The following is a 23,458-nucleotide window of genomic DNA, read 5'->3' on the forward strand; positions in this document are numbered from 1 at the left end:
AGGCGTGGAGCTTCAGGTAAACGTGCCCAAGGCGGTCCCCGCCATGGGCACTTCTTATTGATTGGCAAGGCGGGAGTGTGCTCCCGATGATCTACCCTGCGCCGACCCGGTTCTTCAGGATCGCCGAAAAGCGCGGATCGAACGCCCGGCTGATCGGCTCCGAAGCGGCCCCGAGCGCGATCGACCACGGGTCGGTGATGCCTAGTTGCAGGCGCGGCAAGATTCGATCCGGCCGGGCAGCGATCGACTGCAGCAGTGGATGCATTGCCTGCAAGATGAGGCGGGCCAGCGCCTCGGGCGCGCCACTGGTCAAGATGACCGTCTGCGGATCGAAAAGCGTTTCGATGAGTTGCACGCTCCAGCGCAGGTCCTGGGCGGCGGCATCCACCCAGCCCAGCAGCTCCGGGTCCCCGGCCATGGCGAGGGTATCGACATGTTCGTAAATGCCGGCATCGGAGGGGTCGAGATCCAGATGCTGATAAAGCGAGGCGAGCGACGCACGGTGTTCAAGGACCGTGCCGTCAGCGCCACGCGGCGACAGCAGTGCCATGCCGATCTCGCCGGCATTGCCATTGCCGCCGCGGTACAGTTCGCCATTGAGGATGAGGCCGGCGCCGATGCCGTAGCCGACATAGAGGCAGACGGCGTGGTCGACGCCATGTGCCGCCCCCACCATGCGCTCGGCCGTGGCACAGGCGGCGGCGTCGTTCTGCAGGCCGACCTCCAGCCCCGTGCCGGCGGCAAGCGTCCCGAGCAGCGGAAATTTCTGCCAGGCCGGCATCATCCATTTGTTGTCGCCGAACTCTGCCAGCCCGAACGGGCCCGGCATGGCGACGCCGAGGCCGACAAGGCGCTTTTCCGACTGTGCCGAGATGCGCGAAAGCTCGGTCCGGATGCCTTCGATCAGGCCGAGAATAACCCTGACACCGCCCGCGGGATCGTCGGGTGGCAGGTTCGCCTCTGAACGGACCAGGACGGTGCCGACGAGATCGACCGCAACCGCGCGGGTCAGGTGGCGGTCGATCTGGAGGCCGATGGCGAATGCGCCTTCCGGCACGAGCCTGTAGGGCGTCGACGGCTGCCCCCTGCCCTTTCTCACCGCCTCCAGAGGCACCACGAAGCCGTCGCGCTCGAGCTCGTCGATGATGTTGGACACGGCCTGCTTGGTGAGTTGCGTCGCCCGAGCCAGGTCGGCACGCGACAGAGCTCCATTGAGCCGCAACGCGTCGATCATGACGCGGCGGTTGTGCGCGCTCGCGCCTTCCTGGTTGGTGCCGCTGGTGGCTCGGATCGGCCTGATATCGTTCACCACTGTTTCCCCTCTTGACTCCAATAGATAATTGCAGAAGTAATAAGTCAAGTCAGTTGACTTAATAAGGAACCGTGAGAGTTCCGGGGAATGAAGACGGCTGGAGCCGTCGTGCTTTTCGACTGTGACACCGCCTGGGAAAGAACGCCGAGACCTTCGTGCGACGCCTTTCCGAAGCGAGATGGCGGCGCGTGGCGCCGGCATCACAGGATTTGCCAACGTCAGATAATGGAGGATGCAATGTTGAAATCGTTTAGCAGGGCGCTGCTGGGTGCCACTCTCATTGGCGCAGCTTTCGTGCCCCAGGCTTTCGCCGAAACGTCGATCAATGCGCTGTTCATGGCGCAGGCCGCCTACAGCGAGGCGGACGTGCGGGCCATGACCGAGGCCTTCACCAAGGCCAATCCCGAAATCAAGGTCAATCTCGAATTCGTGCCCTACGAAGGCCTGCACGACAAGACCGTGCTCGCCCAAGGTTCGGGCGGCGGCTACGACGTGGTGCTGTTCGACGTCATCTGGCCGGCCGAATATGCTAGCAACAACGTGCTGGTCGACGTCTCCTCGCGCATCACCGACGACATGAAGAAGGGCGTCCTGCCCGGCGCCTGGACCACCGTCAACTATGACGGCAAGTCCTACGGCATGCCTTGGATTCTCGACACCAAGTATCTGTTCTACAACAAGGAAATCCTTGAGAAGGCCGGCATCAAGAACCCGCCCAAGACCTGGGACGAACTGGCCGAGCAGGCCAAGATCATCAAGGACAAGGGCCTTCTGGCAACACCGATCTCGTGGAGCTGGTCGCAGGCCGAAGCCGCGATCTGCGACTACACCACGCTGGTCAGTGCCTATGGCGGCGAGTTCCTCAAGGACGGCAAGCCGGCGTTCCAGAGCGGCGGCGGGCTCGACGCCCTGAACTACATGGTGACCAGCTACACCTCCGGCTTGACCAACCCGAACTCCAAGGAATTCCTCGAAGAGGACGTGCGCAAGGTCTTCCAGAACGGCGAAGCGGCCTTCGCACTCAACTGGACCTATATGTACAACATGGCCAACGACCCCAAGGACAGCAAGGTCGCGGGCAAGGTCGGTGTCGTTCCCGCCCCCGGCGTCGCCGGCAAGAGCGAGGTTTCAGCCGTCAACGGTTCGATGGGCCTCGGCATCACCTCTGCCAGCAAGAACCCCGACGAGGCATGGAAGTTCATCACCTTCATGACCTCGCAGGCGACGCAGAACCAGTATGCCAAGCTGAGCCTGCCGATCTGGGCTTCGTCCTACGAGGATCCGGCCGTCACCAAGGGACAGGAAGAGCTGATCGCCGCAGCCAAGATCGGCCTGGCCGCGATGTATCCGCGCCCGACGACGCCGAAATACCAGGAATTGTCGACGGCGCTGCAGCAGGCAATCCAGGAATCCCTGCTCGGCCAGGCCAAGCCGGAAGACGCCTTGAAGGGTGCCGCCGAAAACAGCGGCCTCTAGGTTTTACTGCCCCAACTCTCCGGGCGGCTTCGGCCGCCCGGCCCTTTCGGTTCCGGTGAAAGAGTCTCCTCATGTCGGGCTCATGGATGACGACCCGCGCATGGCTGCTGATGCTGCCCTTGCTCGTGGTCATGATATCAGTCATCGGCTGGCCCCTCGTCGACACCGTCCGCCTGTCGTTCACCGATGCCAAGCTCGTCGGCACCCAGGGCAATTTCGTCGGCTTCGACAACTACGCAAAGATGCTGTCAGGCTCGAATTTCCAGCGTACGCTAATAACCACGACGTGGTTCGCGGTCATCTCCGTCGCAGCGGAAATGGTACTGGGCGTCCTTGCCGCCCTCTTGCTGAACCAGCAGTTTCGTGGCCGCGCGCTTTTGCGCGCCCTGATGATCCTGCCCTGGGCACTGCCGACCGTGGTCAACGCCACGCTGTGGCGGCTGATCTACAATCCCGAATATGGCGCCTTGAACGCCGCACTGACGCAGATCGGCCTGCTTGATGCCTACCGTTCCTGGCTCGGCGAACCCAATACCGCGCTCACAGCCCTGATCGTTGCCGACTGCTGGAAGAATTTCCCGCTCGTCGCACTCATCGCACTGGCTGCCCTGCAGGCCGTACCGCGCGACATCACCGCGGCATCGCTCGTCGATGGCGCCGGACCAATCAACCGCTTCCGCTTCGTCATCCTGCCCTATCTGGCCGGACCGCTGATGGTGGCACTGGTGCTGCGCACGATCGAGGCGTTCAAGGTCTTCGACATCATCTGGGTGATGACCCGCGGCGGGCCTGCCAATTCGACGCGGACGCTGTCGATCCTTGTCTACCAGGAGGCATTCTCGTTCCAGCGCGCCGGTTCCGGCGCATCGCTGGCGCTGATCGTCACCTTGCTGGTCACGGTCCTGGCCGTTGCCTATGCCGCTTTGGTCAGGAAAGTCGCGGGGAGCACCGCCTGATGGAACGCAAGGGCCTCGTTTTCACTGTCTTCATCTACGCGTCGGCACTTCTGCTGGCGGTGTTGATCCTGGCACCCGTGCTGTGGCTGTTCATCATGAGCATCTCGCCTGCCGCGGACCTGTCGGCCAAGCCGCTGCGCTGGTGGCCGCAGGAGGTCGACTTCTCGCGCTACCGGATGCTGCTGTCGACGGTCGAAAACAGCGCGGGGGCTGCCTTTGTCGCCTCGCTCTACAACAGCTTGAGGATCGCCGGCATGGCAACAGTCGCTGCGATCGCGCTGGCCATCCCCGCCGGCTGGGCGGTGTCACGCACGCCGACGGTGGGCTGGTCGCTTTCGATGGTGATCGCCACCTACATGCTGCCGCCGGTGGCGCTGGCCGTGCCGCTGTACATGGGCCTTGCCTGGCTCGGCCTGCTCAACAACATCTTCGGCCTGGCGCTCGTCTACCTGACCATCCTTGCGCCGTTCACGACGTGGCTGATGAAGTCGGGCTTCGATTCCATCCCGAGGGAAATCGAGTCCGCGGCGATGATCGACGGCGCCAGCCTGTTCCAGACACTACGCATCATCACCCTGCCGCTGGCAGCGCCGGTGGTGGCGACGTCAGCGCTGTTTGCGCTGCTGCTTGCGTGGGACGAATTCTTCTATGCACTGTTGTTCACGTCGGACCTGCGCGCCAAGACGCTGACGGTGGCCATTGCCGATCTCGCTGGCGGGCGCGTTTCCGACTACGGACTGATCGCCACCGCGGGCGTTCTCGCCGCACTTCCCCCGGTGCTGATCGGCCTCGTCATGCAACGCGCCCTGATTTCGGGGCTGACCAGCGGCGGCGTGAAAGGATGACCATGACGCAACAAGAGACCAGGCCTGCCGGGCTCGTGGCGATCGACCGCGAAATGGCGCGCCAGTACGGCGATGCACTGGCATCGTTCGCAGAATCCGCGGAAATGGCCGCCAGGGTTGCCGCCTCGCTGGCCAGCACGGGGCAGTTGCTGCTACTCGGCATGGGTGGTTCGCATGCTGTCGGACGCGCGGTCGAGCCGCTCTATCGCGCGCTCGGTATCGATGCCATCGCACTGCCATTATCGGAACAGCTCGGCCAGCCGCTGGCGCTCGATGGCCGCACGGTGCTGATGACCTCGCAATCGGGTGAAAGCGCCGAGGTCTTGCGCTGGTTCGCCGAGGCCGGCGGAAATTCCGAGACATTCGGGCTGACGCTGGAGGCCGGCTCATTCCTGGCTCGCACCGCGCCGTCGCTGGTCGGCATCGGCGGCACCGAGCTCGCCTTTGCGGCAACGCGAAGCCTGACCGTCACCCTGGCCTTGCATCTCGCCATCCTGGCCGCACTTGGCGAACACCCGAGCGGGGCGCTCGTCGCGCTCCAGGCACCCGAAGTCGTCGACATCCGCCCCGCACTCGCCGCATTGGAGAACGTCGCCACCGTCGTCACCTCGGGGCGTCGCCTGCAAGGCGTTGCCGAAGCCCTCGCCCTCGGTCTGACTGAGCTGTCGCGGCGTCCGTGCTTCTCGCTCGAAGGCGGGCAGCTTCGTCATGGACCGATGGAAATGCTCGGCCCCGACATCGGCGTCGTGCTGTTTCGCGGCGACGACCCGACAGCCTCTCTCGTCACGGCAATGGCGTTGTCGGCCATCGAGACAGGAGCACCGGTCGTCATCTTCGATTCGTCCGGCGTGGCACCCGTTGCCGGCGCCGTCACGCTTCGGTTCAAGCGGGCCACCGGCATGGCCGCCATCTTTGCGATGCTGCCGACGGCACAGCGCCTGATGATCGCCTTCGCCGATGCCCGCGTCGACAATGCCGGCACGCCGGTGCGCTCGACCAAGATTACCCGGAGCGAATGAATGCGGCCTCTAGCGGTGATCGGCAACGTCAATGTCGACCTCATTCTCGGACCGACGGCCCCCTGGCCCAAGGCCGGTACTGAGATCATCGTCGACCACGACGAGTTGCGCGTCGGCGGCCAGGCGGGCAACTCTGCCCTTGCCTGGGAGGCGCTCGGCGTCGATTTCGAGATCGCCGCCAATGTCGGCAACGACCAGTTCGGCTTATGGCTGCGCACAGCCTTTGGCCGCCGCGCGGCGAAGTGGGCCATTTCTTCGGAGCGCACGACGCTGTCGGTCGGCATCACCCACCCCGACGGCGAACGCACGTTCTTCACCACGCACGGCCACCTGCCCCGCTTCAGCCTTGCCGACACGCTTTCAGTACTCGACGGCAAACGGCTCGCCGGCGGCTATGCTCTGCTTTGTGGCTCGTTCCTGACCACTGACCTCGCCCGCGAATACGAGGCCTTCTTCGACTGGGCGCATGGCCACGACATCTCGGTCGTTCTCGATACGGGCTGGCCGCCGGACGGCTGGACCGCGGCGAACTGCGCAACGACCCGCGCCTGGCTTTCACGTTGCGATTGCGCGCTCTTGAACGAGGTCGAAATGACGACGCTGGCCGGCCGCGACGATCCCGCCGAGGCGGCACAGGCGATCTGGTCCAGCATGCGCAAGGGCGCCATCGTCGTGGTCAAGTGCGGACCGGATGGCGCCATCGCCATCGATGCCGATGCCAAGCTGGCATCGGCAACCGCCCCGCAAGTGAAGGTCGTCGACACGATCGGCGCCGGCGACGTCTTCAATTCGGCCTTTCTCGCGGCCCTTGCCAAGGACCAGCCCCTCGCCGCGTGCCTGGCTGCGGGAACGCAGGTGGCATCGCGCGCAATCTCCACCCTGCCCCGCAGCTACGGCAGCCTGCCGGATTTCAGGAACGGTATTGCATGAGTGCGCTTGAAATCCAGAACATCCGCAAGAGCTACGGGGCCATCGAAACACTGAAGGGTATCGATATCGCCCTGCAGAGCGGCGAGTTCCTGGTGCTGCTCGGCTCGTCGGGTTGTGGAAAGTCCACCCTGCTCAACATCATCGCCGGGCTGGTCGAGGCGACAAGCGGCGACATCAGGATCGGCGACCGCTCGATCCTCGGCGTCCACCCCAAGGACCGCGACATCGCGATGGTGTTCCAGTCCTACGCCCTCTACCCCAATCTCAGCGTCCGCCGGAACATCGGCTTCGGGCTCGAGATGCGCAAGGTGCCAGTCGCAGAGCGCGACAAGGCCGTACAGGAAGCGGCCCGGCTGCTGCAGATCGAAGCGCTGCTCGACCGCAAGCCGAGCCAGCTCTCCGGCGGCCAGCGCCAGCGCGTTGCCATCGGCCGGGCGCTGGTGCGCAAACCACAGGTGTTCCTGTTCGACGAACCGCTTTCCAACCTCGATGCCAAGCTGCGGCTGGAGATGCGCACCGAACTCAAGCGCCTGCACCAGATGCTGAGAACGACCGTGGTCTATGTCACGCACGACCAGATCGAAGCGATGACGCTGGCCACCCGGATCGCGGTGATGAAGGACGGCCGGATCGAGCAACTGGGAACCCCGGAAGAGATCTACAACCGCCCGGCCACGCTCTATGTCGCGGGCTTTGTCGGCGCGCCGCCGATGAACATCCTTGACGTCACTGTGCGCGGAGGCGCGCTCGAGGTGGCAGGATCTGATGTGGCGATCCCGCTGCCGGCGCGATACGCTGCGATCGGCGATGGGGCCAGGCTTTCGCTTGGCATACGCCCCGAGGCGCTACGGCTCGCAACCGAAAACGTCGCCGGGCTGTCGTTGCCGGCAACGGTCGAAGTCGTCGAACTGACCGGTCCGGAATTGATCACGACAGCGCGGATCGGCGGGCAGAAGCTGATTGCGTGCCTTGCGCCACGCGCGCGGATCAGCGAAGGGGAAAACCACAGATTTGCGTTCGATGAAGAAGCATTGCATCTTTTCGATCCCAAGACCGGAAAGGCTTGCGAAGTATCGTCGTAAGACAAGTCACTGGGTATAAGTCGGCCGGCAATTCCTCCCCAAAAACGCGAAACTGCTTCTCACAGAATTAGCTGTGTGGCCTCTTGTGCCATCAATGCAACGAGCAGAAGTTAATCCGGTTTGCGCAGACAGCCATGTCTTGCGCTGGATTATGGGCCACAGTCGGCTGGGATGGACACGCTGGAACAGCGTCAAAGCCGACGGCGTGAGGAGCAGCAACGCTCGGCAAGGCCACGGGGTTCTTCGATCCGCTCGGGATCATGGACCATTGCAGCCTTGCGCGTGACGGACGGCCGCTCCCCGCACCGCATGGGAGGAAGCAAAGAGTGCTCGAGAAGTATTTCAACCTGAAGGAACAAGGGACGACGGTTCGCACCGAAGTGATCGCCGGCGTCACGACCTTCCTGACGATGGCCTACATCATCTTCGTCAACCCAGAGATCCTGTCGTCGACGGGCATGGACCGCAACGCCGTGTTCGTGGCGACCTGTCTTGCCGCGGCACTCGGCTCGCTGATCATGGGCCTGGTGGCAAAATGGCCGATCGGCATGGCTCCGGGCATGGGCCTCAACGCCTTCTTCGCCTTCACCGTGGTCGGCGCCATGGGCTTTTCCTGGCAGCAGGCTCTGGGTGCCGTCTTCATTTCGGGCGTCATCTTCCTGTTGCTGACCGTCAGCGGCGTGCGCAGCTGGCTGATCGCCGGCATCCCGCAATCGATGCGCAGCGCGATCGCCGCCGGTATCGGCCTGTTCCTCGGCATCATCGCGCTGAAAAGCTCGGGCATCGTCGTTGCCAGCCCGGCAACCCTGGTGACGCTCGGCGACCTCAGCCAGACCGGAACGCTGCTGGCCATCGCCGGCTTCTTCATCATCGCGGCACTCGACGCGCTCAAGGTGCGCGGCGCGATCCTGATCGGTATCCTGGTGATCACCATCGCCTCCATGGCGCTCGGTGTCAGCCAGTTCAACGGCATCGTCTCGATGCCGCCATCCATCCTGCCGACCTTCCTGCAGCTCGACGTCGTTGGCGCGCTGCATGCAGGCCTGGTGCACGTCATCCTGGTGTTCGTCCTGGTCGAGGTGTTCGATGCAACCGGCACGCTGATCGGCGTCGCCAAGCGCGCCGGCCTGATCGAGCCGGGCAAGCCGAACCGCCTCGGACGCGCGCTTCTGGCCGACAGCACGGCAATCGTTGCCGGCTCGCTGCTCGGCACCAGCAGCACCACCGCCTATGTCGAAAGTGCCTCGGGCGTGCAGGCCGGCGGCCGCACCGGCCTTACCGCACTGGTCATTGCCGTGCTGTTCCTTGCAGCGCTTTTCTTCTCGCCGCTGGCCAGCTCGGTGCCGGCTTATGCGACGGCCCCTGCCCTGCTCTACGTCGCCTGCCTGATGATGCGCGAACTCGTCGAGGTCGAATGGGCCGACATCACCGAGGCGGCACCTGCGGCGCTGACCGCGTTGATGATGCCGCTCACCTATTCGATCGCCAACGGCCTGGCGTTCGGCTTCGTCAGCTACGCAGCACTCAAGCTCCTGACCGGACGGCCCGGCGAGGTGCACATGGCAACGTGGCTGGTGGCAGCGCTGTTCATCATCCGCTTCGCTTTCTTCCCGCACTGAAGCTCCACAACAGCATCGCCGGAGGCTGTGTCAGCAGCCTCCGGCGATTTTCGTTTCAGCCCAGCCGTACGGACGACTGCCTCACTTGGGCGCCGCTGCCGCGGTCTCGCCCGGCGGCAAGATCCGGAACGTGAAGGTCGATACCTTTTCGCCCGGCTTGAACGGCCCCGGCACGGCATTGCTGACCGGCTTCACGCTCTGGAGAAAGGCGGCAATCGCGCCCACATCTTCGGGGGTGAGTTGGGCCAGGGCACGCCAGGGCATGATCGGAGCCAATTCCCGCCCGTCCGGCCTTTGGCCGGTCTGGAGCGCGGTGACGATCTGCTCGGTCGTCCAGTTGCCGATGCCCGTCTCCTTGTCTGGCGTGATGTTGCGGCCAACGAAGACACCCAAACCCGGAATCTCAAAACCGACATCCGAGCCGCCGAGAAACTTCGAATCATCGGGTTTGCCCAAGAGATAGCCCGGCGTGTGGCAGTCGGTGCAGCCGCCCATCGTCACGAGATATTCGCCTCGTGCCACCTGCGCCTCGTCGGCAATAGCTGCCGAAGACATGGCAAATGTTGCGGCCCACAATGCAAGTCCAATCGGCGTTCGAAACATCGCTTCACCCCTGACGTTGCCTGTTTCTGCTCCCTCGCATTCCGCCGCCTGTTTTCCCCGCCCTGGCATAGACGCGGGTCACCCAATTCTCGCACCCTTGCGAGACGCTGACCAGCAACGATCACTCCATCGTGGCCGCGATCGGCGATGCAAATCGCGATGGCCGCGGCCCTTTCGTTTTTGTACGGCATCGTGGAAAACGAACATCGCAACCGGCAATTGCCTTGCAATCCCCACGCCGAATCCGGTTCGCGGGTTCAAGAACAGAAGATTCAACGCATTTCAGGCAAAAATCGTCGCAAATTCGGTGAAGTCAGCCATGCTCCGTTGCGTAAAGCCGAGCGACTCGATCATCGGTATATTTCGTTTGACATTCATTTCCAGTTCGAAATAATCGAAATTGAGCTTCGGAATATCCTGAAATTGCTGCAGTGCGAAAAGGCGACGAAGGCGTGAGCATACCCGAGATACACGACATCTTCGTCATCGGCGGCGGCATCAACGGCTGCGGGATCGCACGCGACGCAGCTGGTCGCGGCTACTCCGTCTACCTCGCCGAAATGAGCGATCTGGCCAGCGGCACGTCTTCCTATTCGACCAAGCTGATCCATGGCGGCCTGCGTTATCTCGAGCACTACGAGTTCAGGCTGGTTCGCGAAGCGCTGATGGAACGCGAGGTGCTGTGGCGCAACGCGCCGCACATCATTTGGCCGATGCGCTTCGTCCTGCCCTACGCCAAGGGCCTGCGTCCCGCCTGGCTGATCCGGCTCGGGCTGTTTCTCTACGACCATATCGGTGGCCGCAAGCTTCTGCCAGCAACCCGCACGCTCGACATGCGCAGCGACGCCGCCGGCAAGCCGCTCAAGCCGATGTTCTTGCGTGCCTTCGAATATTCGGACGGCTGGGTCAACGACGCCCGTCTTGTGGTGCTCAACGCCCGCGACGCGGCTGACCGCGGGGCCGTCATCCGCACCCGCACCAAGGTGACGAGCGCGCGACGTGACAACGGTCATTGGAACATCCTCGTCGAAGATCTCCGCAGCGGTCAGATCGAAGAGGTCAAGGCGCGGCTGATCGTCAACGCTGCCGGCCCGTGGATCGACCATGTCCTGACCGAGACCGTCGGGCAGAACAACGTCCACAATGTGCGCCTGGTCCAGGGCAGCCATATCGTGGTTGCGAAGAAGTTCGACGACCCGCGCGCCTATTTCTTCCAGAACAAGGACGGGCGGATCATCTTCGCCATTCCCTATGAGGAAGACTTCACTCTCATCGGCACCACCGACCAGGACTATGACGGCGACCCGCGCCAGGCAAAGATCAGCCAGGCCGAGATCGACTACCTCTGCAACGCGGCGAGTGAATACTTCGCTGAACCGGTCAGGCCAGAGCATATCGTCTGGACCTATTCCGGCGTGCGGCCGCTCTATGACGACGGTGCCAGCAAGGCCCAGGAAGCGACGCGCGACTACGTGCTGAAGTCCGAAGGTCGCGACGGCCATGCCCCGATCGTCAACATCTTCGGCGGCAAGATCACAACCTACCGGCGCCTGGCCGAGTCGATGCTGGAAATCATCGAAAAGCACCTGGGCAAGAAGGGCAAATCCTGGACCGCGACGGCTGCCCTGCCAGGTGGCGAGTTCGAGGCGACAGCCTTCGATACGGAAGTGGTGAAGCTCAAGGCCGCCTACCCGTTTCTCGACATGCGTCTAGCACGGCGCCTGACCCGTCTCTACGGCACGCGCGCCAAGGCGTTGCTTGGCCTTGCCAGATCGGAGACGGACCTCGGGCGCAATTTCGGTGCCGATCTTTACGAGGCAGAAGTTCGCTACCTCGCCGACAACGAATGGGCGGTGACGGCAGAGGATGTTCTTTGGCGACGCACCAAACGCGGTCTCAAGCTCGGCAAGGAGCAGGCCGCGTCACTTGACGAATTCATGCATGGAATAAGCCCGGGCGTGCACAACGCCGCGGCGGAGTAGGCGCCACCGCCTGAATCTGCCTCTGGGAGGAGGGGAAATGCTGGAATTACGCAATGTAACCAAGACCGTTGCCGGCGCGGACCACATCCGCGACGTCTCGCTCAAGCTGCAGCATGGCAGCTTGAACGTGCTGCTGGGGCCGACGCTGTCCGGCAAGACCAGCCTGATGCGGCTGATGGCCGGGCTCGACAAGCCGACCTCCGGCTCGGTCTGGTTCGATGGCGTGGATGTCACCGGCGTTCCGGTGCAAAAGCGTAACATCGCGATGGTCTACCAGCAGTTCATCAATTATCCGGCGATGACGGTGTACGAGAACATCGCCTCGCCGCTGCGCGTTGCCGGCGCCGACAAGGCCAGGATCGACCAGGAAGTCAAGCGCGCCGCCGAATTGCTCAAGCTGACGCCCTATCTCGACCGCACCCCGCTCAATCTCTCCGGCGGCCAGCAGCAGCGCACAGCACTTGCCCGCGCCATCGTCAAGAATGCCAGGCTGGTGCTGCTCGACGAGCCGCTGGCCAATCTCGACTACAAGCTGCGCGAGGAACTGCGCGCCGAACTTCCGAAGATCTTCGCCGAGACCGGCGCGATCTTCGTCTATGCGACGACCGAACCGCATGAGGCGCTGCTGCTCGGCGGCAATGTCGCGACGCTGTCGGAAGGCCACATCACGCAGTTCGGTCCGACGATCGAGGTGTTCCGCAAGCCGAACGACCTGGTCACGGCGCGGACCTTTGCCGACCCGCCGCTCAACACGATCGTGTTGAAGAAGAGCGGTCGCAGTTTCCAGCTTGATGGTGGGGTGGACCTCCCGGTGCCGGCAGACCTCGCCGGCATTGCCGACGCCAGCTATACGATCGGCTTCCAACCCCACCATCTTTCTTTCGAAAAGCGCACCGCAGATGCGGTTGGCGTGAAGGCCAAGGTGACGGTGACCGAGATTACCGGCTCTGAAAGCTTCGTTCATCTCAACTACGCAGATGCGCGATGGGTGATGCTCGCCCATGGCATCCGCCAGTTCGAGCCGGACGAGGCGATCGAGGTCTTCATCGATCCACGCCACGTCATGGTGTTCGACGCGAACGGCCGTTCGGCCGCCTCGCCATCGCAACTGGCAGCATAGGAGGGCGAGATGGCACGCATCGACCTGAACCACATCCGCCACGCCTACGGCGCCAACCCGAAATCCGACAAGGACTATGCGCTGAGGGAAGTGCATCACAGCTTCGACGATGGCGGCGCCTATGCGCTGCTCGGCCCGTCCGGCTGTGGCAAGACCACGCTGCTCAACATCATTTCGGGGCTGCTGCACGCCTCGCACGGGCAGCTTCTGTTCGACGGCAAGGACGTGACCCGGCTGTCGACGCAGGAGCGCAACATCGCCCAGGTGTTCCAGTTCCCGGTCATCTACGACACCATGACGGTCTACGACAATCTCGCCTTCCCGCTGCGCAACCGTGGCGTCGCCGAGGCCGATGTCGACCGAAAGGTGCGCGAGACGCTCGAGATGATCGACCTCGCCAGCTGGGCCAAGCGCAAGGCGCGCGGGCTGACCGCCGACCAGAAGCAGAAAATCTCGCTCGGCCGCGGACTGGTACGCTCGGACGTCAACGCCATCCTGTTCGACGAACCGCTGACCGTCATCGACCCGCACATGAAGTGGGTACTGCGTTCGCAGCTCAAGCAGCTTCACCGCCGCTTTGGCTACACCATGATCTACGTCACCCACGACCAGACCGAAGCACTGACCTTCGCCGAAAAGGTGGTGGTGATGTATGACGGCGAGATCGTCCAGATCGGCACACCGGCCGAACTGTTCGAGCGCCCCAAGCACACCTTCGTCGGCTATTTCATCGGCTCGCCCGGCATGAACGTCATGCCGGTGGCAGTTGATGGCAGGCGCGCCCGGCTCGGCGAGCAAGTAATCGACCTGCCCGGCGCGCCCAAGGCCGAAGGCAATGGCATCGAACTCGGCATCCGCCCCGAATACGTACGGCTGGGCGCCAAGGGCATGCCCGTCACCGTGCGCAAGGTCGAGGATATCGGCCGCCACAAGGTGGTGCGCGCCAGCCTCGAAGGCCGCGAGATCGCGGCGATCCTGGGCGAAGACGACAACGTGCCAGCCGATCCGCACGTCACCTTCGATCCCGCCGGCATCAACCTCTACGACAAGTCCTGGCGCGTCGAGATGGGAGCCTGACCATGGAAAAGACCTGGAACAACAAAGCCTGGTTCATGGTGCTGCCGGTGCTCGTGCTGGTGGCGTTCTCGGCGGTCATCCCGCTGATGACGGTGGTCAACTATTCGGTGCAGGACACGTTCGGCGGCAACCAGTTCTTCTGGGCCGGCGCCGAATGGTTCGAGGAGATGCTGCACTCCGACCGCTTCTGGGCGGCGATGGGCCGCAACCTGATCTTCTCGGCGATCATCCTGGCGATCCAGATCCCGCTCGGCATCTTCATCGCGCTGAACATGCCCAGGAAAGGCTGGGGCGTGCCCGTCTGCCTGGTGCTGATGGCGCTGCCGCTGCTCATTCCGTGGAATGTCGTCGGCACCATCTGGCAGGTCTTCGGACGCATCGACATCGGCCTGCTTGGCTACACGCTGCACGCCCTCGGCTTCGACTACAACTACGTCAACGACCCGTTCGACGCCTGGGTGACGGTCATCGTCATGGACGTCTGGCACTGGACCAGCCTGGTCGTGCTGCTCTGCTATGCCGGGCTGGTGTCGATCCCCGACGCGTTCTACCAGGCGGCCAAGATCGACGGCGCCTCGCGCTGGGCGGTGTTCCGCTACATCCAGCTGCCGAAAATGCAGCGCGTGCTTCTGATCGCCGTGCTGCTGCGCTTCATGGACAGTTTCATGATCTACACCGAGCCCTTCGTCGTCACCGGCGGCGGGCCCGGCAATTCGACGACCTTCCTGTCGATCGACCTCGTCAAGATGGCGGTCGGCCAGTTCGACCTCGGCCCGGCGGCGGCGATGTCGATCATCTACTTCCTGATCGTGCTGCTGCTGTCATGGGTCTTCTACACCGTCATGACCAACTACGACGTGGAGAAGTGAGATGGCGGGGACAAGGGAAGCCGTCGTGAACGTCGACAAGGACCAGATGATGCGCAATGCGCCGGCTGCGGAACGCGCCGCCCATGGCGGCCCTGCGGACGCGGCGCTCGCCCGGCGGATGCGGCGGCGCGGCGAGGAATCGCGCTTCTGGTGGGTGGTGCCGACGATCTACATCATCCTCTTGATGCTGCCGATCTATTGGCTGATCAACATGAGCTTCAAGTCAAACCAGGAAATCCTGGGCGCCTTCTCGCTCTGGCCGCAAAACCCGACGCTGCGCAACTACAGCGTGATCTTCACCGATCCGTCCTGGTACAAGGGCTACATCAACTCGATCATCTACGTGGTCATGAACACGGTGATTTCGATCTCCGTTGCCCTGCCTGCGGCCTATGCCTTCTCGCGCTATCGCTTCTTGGGCGACAAGCACCTGTTCTTCTGGCTTCTGACCAACCGCATGGCCCCGCCGGCGGTGTTCGCCCTGCCCTTCTTCCAGCTCTATTCCGCCTTTGGCCTGATCGACACGCATATCGCCGTCGCGCTCGCCCATTGCCTGTTCAACGTGCCCCTGGCGGTGTGGATCCTCGAAGGTTTCATGTCGGGCGTACCCAAGGAGATCGACGAGACCGCCTACATCGACGGCTACTCGTTCCCGCGCTTTTTCGTGAAGATCTTCGTGCCGCTGATCGCAAGCGGCATCGGGGTCGCGGCGTTCTTCACCTTCATGTTCTCCTGGGTCGAACTGTTGATCGCCCGCACCCTGACTACCACCGACGCCAAGCCGATCGCCGCCATCATGACGCGCACGGTCTCGGCCTCGGGCATGGACTGGGGCGTGCTTGCCGCGGCGGGTGTCTTGACCATCATCCCGGGCGCGCTCGTCATCTGGTTTGTCCGCAACTACATCGCCAAGGGCTTTGCCCTGGGCCGCGTCTGAGGGAGCGTTTGTGATGGACTTTTCCTGGATGGCCTGGACGCTGCCGACGGCGGCGTTCTTCATCACCATCTTCCTCATGCTGGTTGGCATGGGCGTGTGGGAGTATTTTTCGCCCGGCGGCAATCCGCGCGTCGGGATCCTCAGGTTCGAGACGACCCGAGGAGACAGGCTTTTCGTTTCGCTGCTCGGCAGCGCCTTCATTCATCTCGCATGGCTGGGCCTGATCGGGCCCAACCTGTGGTGGGCTCTCGCTCTCGCAGTGGTCTACGCCATCGGCGTATTCCGCTTCGTCTAGAGGGGGAAATGTTGGGCCGCCGCAAGCCCGCGGCGGCGCCAAATGGCAATGCAACCTTGTTTGGGAGGAAATTAATGCGACGCCATATTCTAGCATCAACGAGTGTGATCGCCCTGCTTTTGGGCGCAGGCAATGCCTTTGCCGGCATGGAGGAAGCGAAAACCTTCCTCGATACCGAGATCAAGGACATGTCGGCGCTCGACCGCGCTGGCCAGGAAGCCGAAATGCAGTGGTTCATTGATGCGGCGAAACCTTTCGCCGGCATGGACATCAAGGTCGTTTCGGAAACCATCACCACGCACGAATATGAATCGAAGACGCTCGCCAAGGCGTTCTCGGACATCACCGGCATCAAGATCACGCACGACCTCATCGGCGAGGGCGACGTCATCGAAAAGCTGCAGACGCAGATGCAGTCGGGCGAAAACATCTATGACGCCTATGTCAACGATTCCGACCTGATCGGCACCCACTGGCGCTATCTGCAGGCGCGCAGCCTGACCGACTGGATGGCCAACGAAGGCAAGGACGTCACCAATCCGAACCTCGACATCGCCGACTTCATCGGCAGCAAGTTCACGACCGCCCCGGACGGCAAGCTCTACCAGCTTCCCGACCAGCAGTTCGCGAACCTGTACTGGTTCCGCTACGACTGGTTCAACGACGAGAAGAACAAGGCCGATTTCAAGGCAAAATACGGCTACGACCTCGGCGTTCCGGTCAACTGGTCAGCTTACGAGGATATCGCCGAGTTCTTCACCGGCCGCGATATCAACGGCCAGAAGGTCTATGGCCACATGGACTACGGCAAGAAGGACCCCTCGCTCGGCTGGCGCTTCACCGATGCCTGGCTGTCGATGGCCGGCAACGGCGACAAGGGCCTGCCAAACGGCCTGCCGGTCGACGAATGGGGCATCAAGGTCAACGAGAAGTCACAGCCCGTCGGCTCGTGCGTAGCACGCGGCGGCGACACCAACGGCCCGGCCTCGGTCTACTCGATCGTCAAGTATCTCGACTGGCTCAAGGCCTATGCTCCGCCGGAAGCGCAGGGCATGACTTTCTCCGAATCCGGCCCGGTTCCGGCCCAGGGCGCGGTTGCCCAGCAGATCTTCTGGTACACCGCCTTCACCGCCGACATGGTCAAGCCAGGCCTGCCGGTGATGAACGAGGACGGCACGCCGAAGTGGCGCATGGCGCCCTCGCCGCACGGCGTCTACTGGAAGGACGGCATGAAGCTCGGCTACCAGGACGTCGGTTCGTGGACGATCCTGAAATCCACGCCTGACGACCGCGCCAAGGCCGCCTGGCTCTACGCGCAGTTCGTGACGTCGAAGACCGTGGACGTGAAGAAGAGCCATGTCGGCCTGACCTTCATCCGCCAGTCGACCCTCGACCACAAGAGCTTCAGCGATCGTGCGCCGCAGCTCGGCGGCCTGGTCGAGTTCTACCGTTCGCCGGCCCGCGTCCAGTGGTCGCCGACCGGCACCAACGTGCCCGACTATCCGAAACTGGCCCAGCTGTGGTGGCAGGCGATCGGCGATGCTTCGTCGGGTGCCAAGACGGCCCAGGAAGCCATGGACTCGCTTTGCGCCGAGCAGGAAAAGGTGATGGAACGCCTCGAACGCGCCGGCATCCAGGGCGATATCGGTCCGAAGCTGGCGGAAGAGCATGATCTCGCCTACTGGAACGCGGAAGCGGTCAAGGCCGGCAATCTTGCGCCTCAGCTGAAGATCGAGAACGAGAAGGAAAAGCCGATCACCGTCAATTACGACGAACTGGTGAAGAGCTGGAGCAAGTAAGGGTTCAGGCGGAATTTCCGCCTGGCAGGACCTGGGGAGACGGCACAGTGCCGTCTCCCCTATTTTTGCAAGTGACTGCAGGAGACGGAAATGAGCGGTTTCGTTCTGGCGATCGATCAGGGCACCACGTCCAGCCGGGCGATCGTGTTCGATCAGGCAATGAGAGTTGTCGGCATCGGCCAGAAGGAATTCACCCAGCATTTCCCAGCGTCGGGCTGGGTCGAACATGATCCGGAAGAAATCTGGGACAGCGTGGTTTCGACCTGCAAGACTGCATTGAAGAAGGCCGGCAAGGACGCCGCCGACATCGCCGCTATCGGCATCACCAACCAGCGCGAAACCGTGGTCATCTGGGACAAAGCCACGGGCAAACCGATCCACAACGCCATCGTCTGGCAGGACCGGCGCACCGCGCCGCTGTGCGCCAAGCTCAAGAAGCAAGGGCTGGAGCCGCGCTTCACCAAAAAGACCGGACTGCTGTTGGACCCCTATTTCTCCGGCACCAAGATCGCCTGGCTGCTCGACAAGGTGAAGGGCGCGCGCAAACGTGCGGAGCGCGGCGAACTGCTTACCGGCACCATCGACTCGTTCCTGATCTGGCGGCTTACCGGCGGCAAGGTGCACGCGACGGACGCTACCAACGCCTCGCGCACGCTGGTCTACAATATAGAAAAGAACGCATGGGACGCCGAACTTCTCGACATCCTGCGCATCCCGGCCGCGATGCTGCCCGAGGTCAAGGATTGCGCCGCAGACTTCGGCGTCACGGAGAAAGCGTTGTTCGGCGCCGAGATTCCGATCCTGGGCGTGGCCGGCGACCAGCAGGCGGCAACCATCGGCCAGGCCTGTTTCGAGCCAGGCATGATGAAATCCACCTACGGCACCGGCTGCTTTGCCATCCTCAATACCGGCAGCGATATCGTGCGCTCGAAGAACCGGCTGCTCACCACCATCGCCTACCGGCTTGACGGCAAGACGACCTATGCACTCGAAGGGTCGATCTTCATCGCCGGCGCTGCGGTGCAGTGGCTGCGCGACGGCATCAAGGTGATCGGCAAGGCCGAGCACAGTGGCGAGATGGCGGCACAGGCCGACGATACACAGAGCGTCTATCTCGTGCCGGCCTTCGTAGGCCTCGGCGCGCCGCACTGGGATGCCGAGGCACGTGGCGCCATTTACGGGCTGACCCGCAATACCGGCCCTGAAGAATTCGCCCGGGCGGCGCTGGAGTCCGTCGCCTACCAGACCCGCGATCTGCTCGACGCGATGAAGAAGGACTGGAAGACCAGGAACGGCAAGACGGTGCTGCGTGTCGACGGCGGCATGGTCGCCTCCGACTGGACGATGCAGCGCCTCGCCGACATCCTCGACGCACCGGTCGACCGTCCGACAGTGCTCGAGACCACCGCGCTTGGCGCTGCCTGGCTCGCCGGCTCGCGGGCGGGCGTGTGGCCAAAGGCCAAGGATTTCGCCAAGGCCTGGGCGCTCGACCGGCAGTTCAAGCCCGAGATGCAACCGGCCGTGCGCGCCGCTAAGCTGAAGGGCTGGCACGACGCGGTGCGCCGCACGCTGACGCCGAAGTAGCTGTTCGAGGCCGTCAGCTTATCTGGCGAAGCTCGAAAGCAGCGCCTGCGCCTCTTCGGCAAGGGTTCGCGTCAGCTCGGCCGCCGGCATTTCGCGGCCGAGGCGTGCGGCCTGGCCTGACCACAACGACATGAAGTCGCCCGAACCCTGCGGCTCGGACTTCGCCCGAAGCGGCGCCAGTGCGCCGCCGGCAAGTGGAAAAGCGGGCGCCAGGTCGGACAGCGGGCCGACTTCGCGCATGATGCGGTTGACGATGCCGCGCGCCGGCCGGCCGGTGAAGACATTGGTCAGAGCGGTATGATCGTCCTTGGCGGTGCGCAGCACTGCCTTGTGAGGGGCCGCCACCTTGGCTTCCGGGCAGAACAGATAGGCGGTGCCGATCTGCACCGCCGAGGCTCCAAGCACGAAGGCCGCAACGATACCGCGTGCATCGGCGATGCCGCCGGCTGCGATGACCGGCACCTTGACCGCGTCGACCACCTGCGGCACCAGCGCGAAGGTGCCTGCCTGATTGGCGACGTCGTCGGTGAGGAAAATGCCGCGATGGCCACCGGCCTCGGCCCCTTGCGCGATGATGGCATCGCAGCCGTGCTGCTCCAGCCACACCGCTTCGTCGGCTGTCGTCGCCGACGACAGCACCTTGGCGCCGGTCGCCTTGACCCGGTCGAGCAGGCCAGCGTCGGGCAGGCCGAAATGGAAGCTTACCACCTCGGGGCGGAACTCCTCGACGATCTCGCAGAACTCGGCATCGAAAGGCGCTCGCGCCGAGCGTGGTGTGGGTGCTGCAGGATCGAGTCCGAGTTCAAGGTAAAATGGTTCTAGGCGGCGTTTCCACGCGGATTCGCGGGCGAGGTCTTCCTCGGGCTGCCTGTGGCAGAAGAAATTGACGCTGATCGGCCGCGAGGTGCGCTGGCGGATGATGCCGAGTTCGGTGCGCGTCTTCTCAGGGGTCATCAGCGCACAGGGCAAGCCGCCCAGTCCGCCAACTTCGGAAACGGCAATCACCATCTCGGAATCGACAGGCCCGGCCATCGGCGCCTGCAAGATCGGAAGGTCGAGGCCCAGGAGATCAAGAATTCGACGATCGGGCCACATGTTGGCTTCCTTCCTGGGTTTGGCCGTTCAGTGCCGCTGGCGCTCGGCCTTCCGGGCAGCGATCTGGCGCATGGCCATCACACGGCGCCGCAATATCTCGGTGCGCATCGCCATTAGATGCAGAGTGAAGAACAGAAGGGTAAAGCCAAGCGCCATCACAAGCAGGGGCCAGAGCAGGCTGGGATGGATCGTCGGGCCATCGAGACGGAATACCGAAGCTGGCTGGTGCAGCGTGTTCCACCATTCGACCGAAAACTTGATGATCGGGATATTGACGAAGCCGACCAGCGTGATGACCGCCGCGGCACGCGCCGAGCGCGCAGGGTCGTCGAGCGCGCGCGTCAGCGCGATGATGCCGAGATACATCAGGAAAAGCACGAAGACCGAGGTCAGCCGCGCGTCCCACACCCACCAGGTGCCCCACATCGGCTTGCCCCAGATCGAGCCTGTAAGCAGCGCCAGGGCCGTGAACACGGCACCAACCGGTGCTGCCGACTTCAGTGCCACGTCGGCGAGCGGGTGGCGCCAGACAAGCGTTCCCAGTGCCGCAATTGCCATCACGGAGTAGCACATCATGGCGAGCCAGGCGAAGGGCACGTGGATGTACATGATGCGGACGGTGATGCCCTGCTGGAAATCACCGGGCGCGGCAAAGCCGAGATACAAACCTGCAGCGAGCACCAGCGCCGAAGCGCCGGCGAGCCAAGGGACAACCTTGTCCACCAGCGCGATGAAGCGGGTCGGGTTGGCCAGGTCGCTGAAACGCCAAGCCTGCGAACTCGTCTGTGTCATGGACGCTAAATAGCCGTGGCCGGCCTTCTTCGCAATCAGTTCCAACGTCGCGGCCCGCCAACGCAAAGGGGGCGCCGAAGCGCCCCGCAGACAAAAACCAGATCGGCCTCAGGCCCCGCCGCCTCGAGGACAGCGTCAGGCCGCTGCCTCGACATGGGTGACGCGACGGACCTCTTCGTCGTTGAGCAGGCCACCGGCGCGCAGCAGCGAGGCAAAGCGCCCGTTGCGAGCCGAAAGCTCGCCAAAGCCGCCCATCTCGACGACACGGCCGTGATCCATGAACACGACGAGGTCGGCGTCGCGAACAGTGCTCAGGCGGTGGGCGATGATGAACGTCGTGCGGCCATCGCGCAGCATGTCGATCGCGTCCTTGACGCGGTTCTCTGTCTCGACGTCGAGCGCGCTGGTCGCCTCGTCCAGCACCAGGATCGGCGCGCTCTTGAGGATGGCGCGGGCAATCGCGATGCGTTGGCGCTCGCCGCCGGACAACTGCCCACCGCGCTCGCCGACATTGGTGTCATAGCCTTCGCTCTTCGACAGGATGAAGTCCTGCGCTGCCGCGGCGCTGGCTGCGGCGTGCACTTCCTCATAGCTGGCGCTGGCGCGGCCGACGCGGATGTTGGCCTCGATCGAGCGGTTGAGCATGCCGGCATCCTGGAACACGGTGGCGATCGAATGGCGCAGCGACTTCTTGGTCACGCTGCGCGTATCGATACCGTCGATCAGGATACGGCCATGCTCCGGCGCATGAACGCGTTGCAGGAGGTTGATAAGCGTGGTCTTGCCCGCGCCGGTCGGGCCGACGATGGCAACGGTCTGGCCGGCGCTGACCTCGAAGGAAACGTCGCTGACGCCCTGCCCCGAATTCGGAAACTCGAAGCTGACATTTTCGAAGCGGACATGGCCGGTAACGTTTTCCAGCTCACGCAGGCCCTCGGGCTCGCGATGGTCGGCGGCGGTATCCTCGAGACGATAGAACTCCTCCAGCTTCGAACGGGCGTCGAAGATCTGGTTGGCGAAATTCGAAACCTGGTCGAGGCGGCTGATCAGCAAGGCGGCAAAGCCGGTGAAGGCAACGATATCGCCGATCCGCAACTGGCCCTGGGTGACGAGATAGGCACCGATGAGCAGCACCACCATCATCGAGATCGTCGAGGCGAGCCGATGCATGGCGGAAGCCAGCGCCCACCAATCGAGGACCGGGTTCTGCGTGGTGATCAGCGCCTTGACGTAATCGCGCAGCGATTCCGTCTCTTGGCCGATACGGTTGTAGCTCTGCAGCACCGCCACGTTGCTGACCGAGTCGGAGACGTGGGAAAAGACCTTGTGATAGTGGCGTTCGACCGAAGCCTGGCCTTCCTTGGTCTTGCGCATCACCAGCCGGCCGATCATCAGATAGAGCGCGCCGAGGCCGATCAGCACCAGCGACATGCGGACGTCCATCGCGAAGGCCGTCGGGATGAGCAGCGTCAGCGCCACGGCGGTCGACAGGTGGGTGCGCATGAATTCGAGCCACAGGCTGAACAGCGCCTCTACCGCGCGCAGCAGCGTGTGCAGCGAGTGCGACGTGCCACGCTGCTGGTGCCAGGCAAGCGGCATGGTGATGACGCGTTCGAACGACTGGCAGAGAACTTCGCCGCGCCGCGCATGGGCCAGGCGGTCGGCGCCACGCGCCACCAGAACGAAAGCGACAATGTTGAACGCGCCGAAGCTGGCCCACAGCGCCATCGTGGGAACGACTTCCGTCTTTCCGGCAATGGCATCGATGATGCGTCCGAACAGAATCGGCTCGGCAATAGTGACGATGGCCAACACGACGTTGGCTGCGCAAATCAGCCCGACCTTCTTGCCGTCTGCGGCAAGATAGCGAAGGGCTCTCCAATAAACCTCAAGCAACGACACTTTGGTACCCCTTGAGTCCCGTTCGTCCCTTTATTGTGCACTGCACCATGGCCGACAAATAGCGACCTCGGGTCCGCAAGACAATGCGCAGATAACCTCTGAGTTCAAAAAAATCGAACAACACATAGCTACGCTCGGTAATCTCGTGTGATCCGATAAGGAAT

The 23,458-nt window shown here is 63.3% G+C and carries 21 protein-coding genes; 16 read left to right on the forward strand and 5 right to left on the reverse strand.

Annotated features, from left to right (window positions below; genetic code table 11):
- Positions 1-91: 91 nt before the first annotated feature.
- Positions 92-1,309: an ROK family transcriptional regulator gene (locus CO731_RS20315; protein ID WP_108609951.1), complete on the reverse strand. Its 1,218-nt coding sequence runs from the start codon at positions 1,307-1,309 to the stop codon at positions 92-94.
- Between the two features lie 240 nt (positions 1,310-1,549).
- Here CO731_RS20315 and CO731_RS20320 point away from each other — a divergent pair, with 240 nt between their 5' ends.
- The 7 genes from CO731_RS20320 to CO731_RS20350 all read left to right on the forward strand — a co-directional run bounded on the left by CO731_RS20320 (position 1,550) and on the right by CO731_RS20350 (position 9,239).
- The gene (locus CO731_RS20320) at positions 1,550-2,788 is read left to right on the forward strand and encodes an extracellular solute-binding protein (protein WP_108609952.1); all 1,239 of its coding nucleotides are present in this window, start codon (positions 1,550-1,552) and stop codon (positions 2,786-2,788) included.
- Between the two features lie 71 nt (positions 2,789-2,859).
- Entirely contained in the window at positions 2,860-3,744 is an 885-nt protein-coding gene (locus CO731_RS20325) for a sugar ABC transporter permease (protein WP_108608571.1), read from the forward strand.
- Positions 3,744-4,589 carry a carbohydrate ABC transporter permease gene (locus CO731_RS20330; RefSeq protein ID WP_108608572.1) on the forward strand — a complete coding sequence of 282 codons (846 nt, stop codon included), beginning with the start codon at positions 3,744-3,746 and terminating at the stop codon, positions 4,587-4,589. The genes CO731_RS20325 and CO731_RS20330 overlap by 1 nt, the downstream gene beginning before the upstream one ends.
- Positions 4,586-5,608 (forward strand): SIS domain-containing protein, encoded by a 1,023-nt coding sequence (locus CO731_RS20335; RefSeq protein ID WP_108608573.1) that lies wholly within the window; start codon positions 4,586-4,588, stop codon positions 5,606-5,608. Before CO731_RS20330 ends, CO731_RS20335 begins: the two co-directional genes overlap by 4 nt.
- A complete protein-coding gene (locus tag CO731_RS20340; protein ID WP_108608574.1) occupies positions 5,609-6,538 on the forward strand; it encodes a PfkB family carbohydrate kinase in 930 nt (309 codons plus the stop codon).
- Positions 6,535-7,620 carry a sn-glycerol-3-phosphate ABC transporter ATP-binding protein UgpC gene (gene ugpC / locus CO731_RS20345; RefSeq protein WP_108608575.1) on the forward strand — a complete coding sequence of 362 codons (1,086 nt, stop codon included), beginning with the start codon at positions 6,535-6,537 and terminating at the stop codon, positions 7,618-7,620. The genes CO731_RS20340 and ugpC overlap by 4 nt, the downstream gene beginning before the upstream one ends.
- Before the next feature lie 326 nt (positions 7,621-7,946).
- On the forward strand, positions 7,947-9,239 hold the full coding sequence (locus CO731_RS20350; protein ID WP_108608576.1) for an NCS2 family permease: 1,293 nt from the start codon (positions 7,947-7,949) through the stop codon (positions 9,237-9,239).
- An 81-nt stretch (positions 9,240-9,320) separates the two neighbouring features.
- Here the strand turns inward: CO731_RS20350 and CO731_RS20355 are convergent, their stop codons facing one another.
- The gene (locus CO731_RS20355; RefSeq protein ID WP_108608577.1) at positions 9,321-9,842 is read right to left on the reverse strand and encodes a cytochrome c; all 522 of its coding nucleotides are present in this window, start codon (positions 9,840-9,842) and stop codon (positions 9,321-9,323) included.
- Between the two features lie 159 nt (positions 9,843-10,001).
- Here CO731_RS20355 and CO731_RS20360 point away from each other — a divergent pair, with 159 nt between their 5' ends.
- The 9 genes from CO731_RS20360 (at position 10,002) to glpK (ending at position 19,505) form a co-directional block, all read left to right on the forward strand.
- Positions 10,002-10,298 (forward strand): hypothetical protein, encoded by a 297-nt coding sequence (locus tag CO731_RS20360; RefSeq protein WP_108608578.1) that lies wholly within the window; start codon positions 10,002-10,004, stop codon positions 10,296-10,298.
- Positions 10,295-11,824, forward strand: a complete 1,530-nt coding sequence (gene glpD / locus CO731_RS20365) for a glycerol-3-phosphate dehydrogenase (protein ID WP_108608579.1) — start codon at positions 10,295-10,297, stop codon at positions 11,822-11,824. The genes CO731_RS20360 and glpD overlap by 4 nt, the downstream gene beginning before the upstream one ends.
- A gap of 37 nt (positions 11,825-11,861) precedes the next feature.
- Positions 11,862-12,944 carry an ABC transporter ATP-binding protein gene (locus CO731_RS20370; protein WP_108608580.1) on the forward strand — a complete coding sequence of 361 codons (1,083 nt, stop codon included), beginning with the start codon at positions 11,862-11,864 and terminating at the stop codon, positions 12,942-12,944.
- Between the two features lie 9 nt (positions 12,945-12,953).
- On the forward strand, positions 12,954-14,021 hold the full coding sequence (locus tag CO731_RS20375) for an ABC transporter ATP-binding protein (protein ID WP_108608581.1): 1,068 nt from the start codon (positions 12,954-12,956) through the stop codon (positions 14,019-14,021).
- A 2-nt stretch (positions 14,022-14,023) separates the two neighbouring features.
- Positions 14,024-14,890 (forward strand): sugar ABC transporter permease, encoded by an 867-nt coding sequence (locus tag CO731_RS20380; RefSeq protein WP_067963210.1) that lies wholly within the window; start codon positions 14,024-14,026, stop codon positions 14,888-14,890.
- 46 nt (positions 14,891-14,936) lie between these two features.
- Positions 14,937-15,827, forward strand: coding sequence for a carbohydrate ABC transporter permease (locus CO731_RS20385; protein ID WP_245439930.1), 891 nt, complete (start codon positions 14,937-14,939; stop codon positions 15,825-15,827).
- A gap of 13 nt (positions 15,828-15,840) precedes the next feature.
- Complete coding sequence (locus CO731_RS20390) at positions 15,841-16,122, forward strand: DUF2160 domain-containing protein (RefSeq protein WP_055979040.1); 282 nt, start codon at positions 15,841-15,843, stop codon at positions 16,120-16,122.
- Between the two features lie 74 nt (positions 16,123-16,196).
- Positions 16,197-17,921, forward strand: a complete 1,725-nt coding sequence (locus CO731_RS20395; protein WP_108608582.1) for an ABC transporter substrate-binding protein — start codon at positions 16,197-16,199, stop codon at positions 17,919-17,921.
- A 90-nt stretch (positions 17,922-18,011) separates the two neighbouring features.
- Complete coding sequence (glpK, locus tag CO731_RS20400) at positions 18,012-19,505, forward strand: glycerol kinase GlpK (RefSeq protein ID WP_108608583.1); 1,494 nt, start codon at positions 18,012-18,014, stop codon at positions 19,503-19,505.
- A gap of 18 nt (positions 19,506-19,523) precedes the next feature.
- Here the strand turns inward: glpK and CO731_RS20405 are convergent, their stop codons facing one another.
- The 3 genes from CO731_RS20405 to CO731_RS20415 all read right to left on the reverse strand — a co-directional run bounded on the left by CO731_RS20405 (position 19,524) and on the right by CO731_RS20415 (position 23,294).
- The gene (locus CO731_RS20405) at positions 19,524-20,600 is read right to left on the reverse strand and encodes a nitronate monooxygenase family protein (protein WP_108608584.1); all 1,077 of its coding nucleotides are present in this window, start codon (positions 20,598-20,600) and stop codon (positions 19,524-19,526) included.
- Between the two features lie 27 nt (positions 20,601-20,627).
- Positions 20,628-21,392 (reverse strand): heme ABC transporter permease, encoded by a 765-nt coding sequence (locus CO731_RS20410; RefSeq protein WP_108609954.1) that lies wholly within the window; start codon positions 21,390-21,392, stop codon positions 20,628-20,630.
- A 135-nt stretch (positions 21,393-21,527) separates the two neighbouring features.
- Positions 21,528-23,294, reverse strand: coding sequence for a glucan ABC transporter ATP-binding protein/ permease (locus CO731_RS20415; protein ID WP_108608585.1), 1,767 nt, complete (start codon positions 23,292-23,294; stop codon positions 21,528-21,530).
- Between the last annotated feature and the right edge of the window lie 164 nt (positions 23,295-23,458).

The sequence above is a fragment of the Aminobacter sp. MSH1 genome (assembly GCF_003071665.1).
In the GTDB taxonomy this organism is placed as follows: Bacteria; Pseudomonadota; Alphaproteobacteria; order Rhizobiales; family Rhizobiaceae; genus Aminobacter; species Aminobacter niigataensis.

Excerpts from the sequence above, each read along its gene's own strand:
- CO731_RS20410 (WP_108609954.1), bottom strand. The coding sequence starts at position 21,392 with ATGACACAGACGAGTTCGCAGGCTTGGCGTTTCAGCGACCTGGCCAAC.
- CO731_RS20335 (WP_108608573.1), top strand. The coding sequence starts at position 4,586 with ATGACCATGACGCAACAAGAGACCAGGCCTGCCGGGCTCGTGGCGATC.
- CO731_RS20380 (WP_067963210.1), top strand. The coding sequence starts at position 14,024 with ATGGAAAAGACCTGGAACAACAAAGCCTGGTTCATGGTGCTGCCGGTG.
- CO731_RS20395 (WP_108608582.1), top strand. The coding sequence starts at position 16,197 with ATGCGACGCCATATTCTAGCATCAACGAGTGTGATCGCCCTGCTTTTG.
- CO731_RS20360 (WP_108608578.1), top strand. The coding sequence starts at position 10,002 with ATGGCCGCGGCCCTTTCGTTTTTGTACGGCATCGTGGAAAACGAACAT.
- CO731_RS20340 (WP_108608574.1), top strand. The coding sequence starts at position 5,609 with ATGCGGCCTCTAGCGGTGATCGGCAACGTCAATGTCGACCTCATTCTC.
- CO731_RS20330 (WP_108608572.1), top strand. The coding sequence starts at position 3,744 with ATGGAACGCAAGGGCCTCGTTTTCACTGTCTTCATCTACGCGTCGGCA.
- ugpC (WP_108608575.1), top strand. The coding sequence starts at position 6,535 with ATGAGTGCGCTTGAAATCCAGAACATCCGCAAGAGCTACGGGGCCATC.
- CO731_RS20385 (WP_245439930.1), top strand. The coding sequence starts at position 14,937 with ATGATGCGCAATGCGCCGGCTGCGGAACGCGCCGCCCATGGCGGCCCT.
- CO731_RS20320 (WP_108609952.1), top strand. The coding sequence starts at position 1,550 with ATGTTGAAATCGTTTAGCAGGGCGCTGCTGGGTGCCACTCTCATTGGC.
- CO731_RS20355 (WP_108608577.1), bottom strand. The coding sequence starts at position 9,842 with ATGTTTCGAACGCCGATTGGACTTGCATTGTGGGCCGCAACATTTGCC.
- CO731_RS20325 (WP_108608571.1), top strand. The coding sequence starts at position 2,860 with ATGTCGGGCTCATGGATGACGACCCGCGCATGGCTGCTGATGCTGCCC.
- CO731_RS20405 (WP_108608584.1), bottom strand. The coding sequence starts at position 20,600 with ATGTGGCCCGATCGTCGAATTCTTGATCTCCTGGGCCTCGACCTTCCG.
- CO731_RS20370 (WP_108608580.1), top strand. The coding sequence starts at position 11,862 with ATGCTGGAATTACGCAATGTAACCAAGACCGTTGCCGGCGCGGACCAC.
- CO731_RS20390 (WP_055979040.1), top strand. The coding sequence starts at position 15,841 with ATGGACTTTTCCTGGATGGCCTGGACGCTGCCGACGGCGGCGTTCTTC.
- CO731_RS20375 (WP_108608581.1), top strand. The coding sequence starts at position 12,954 with ATGGCACGCATCGACCTGAACCACATCCGCCACGCCTACGGCGCCAAC.
- glpK (WP_108608583.1), top strand. The coding sequence starts at position 18,012 with ATGAGCGGTTTCGTTCTGGCGATCGATCAGGGCACCACGTCCAGCCGG.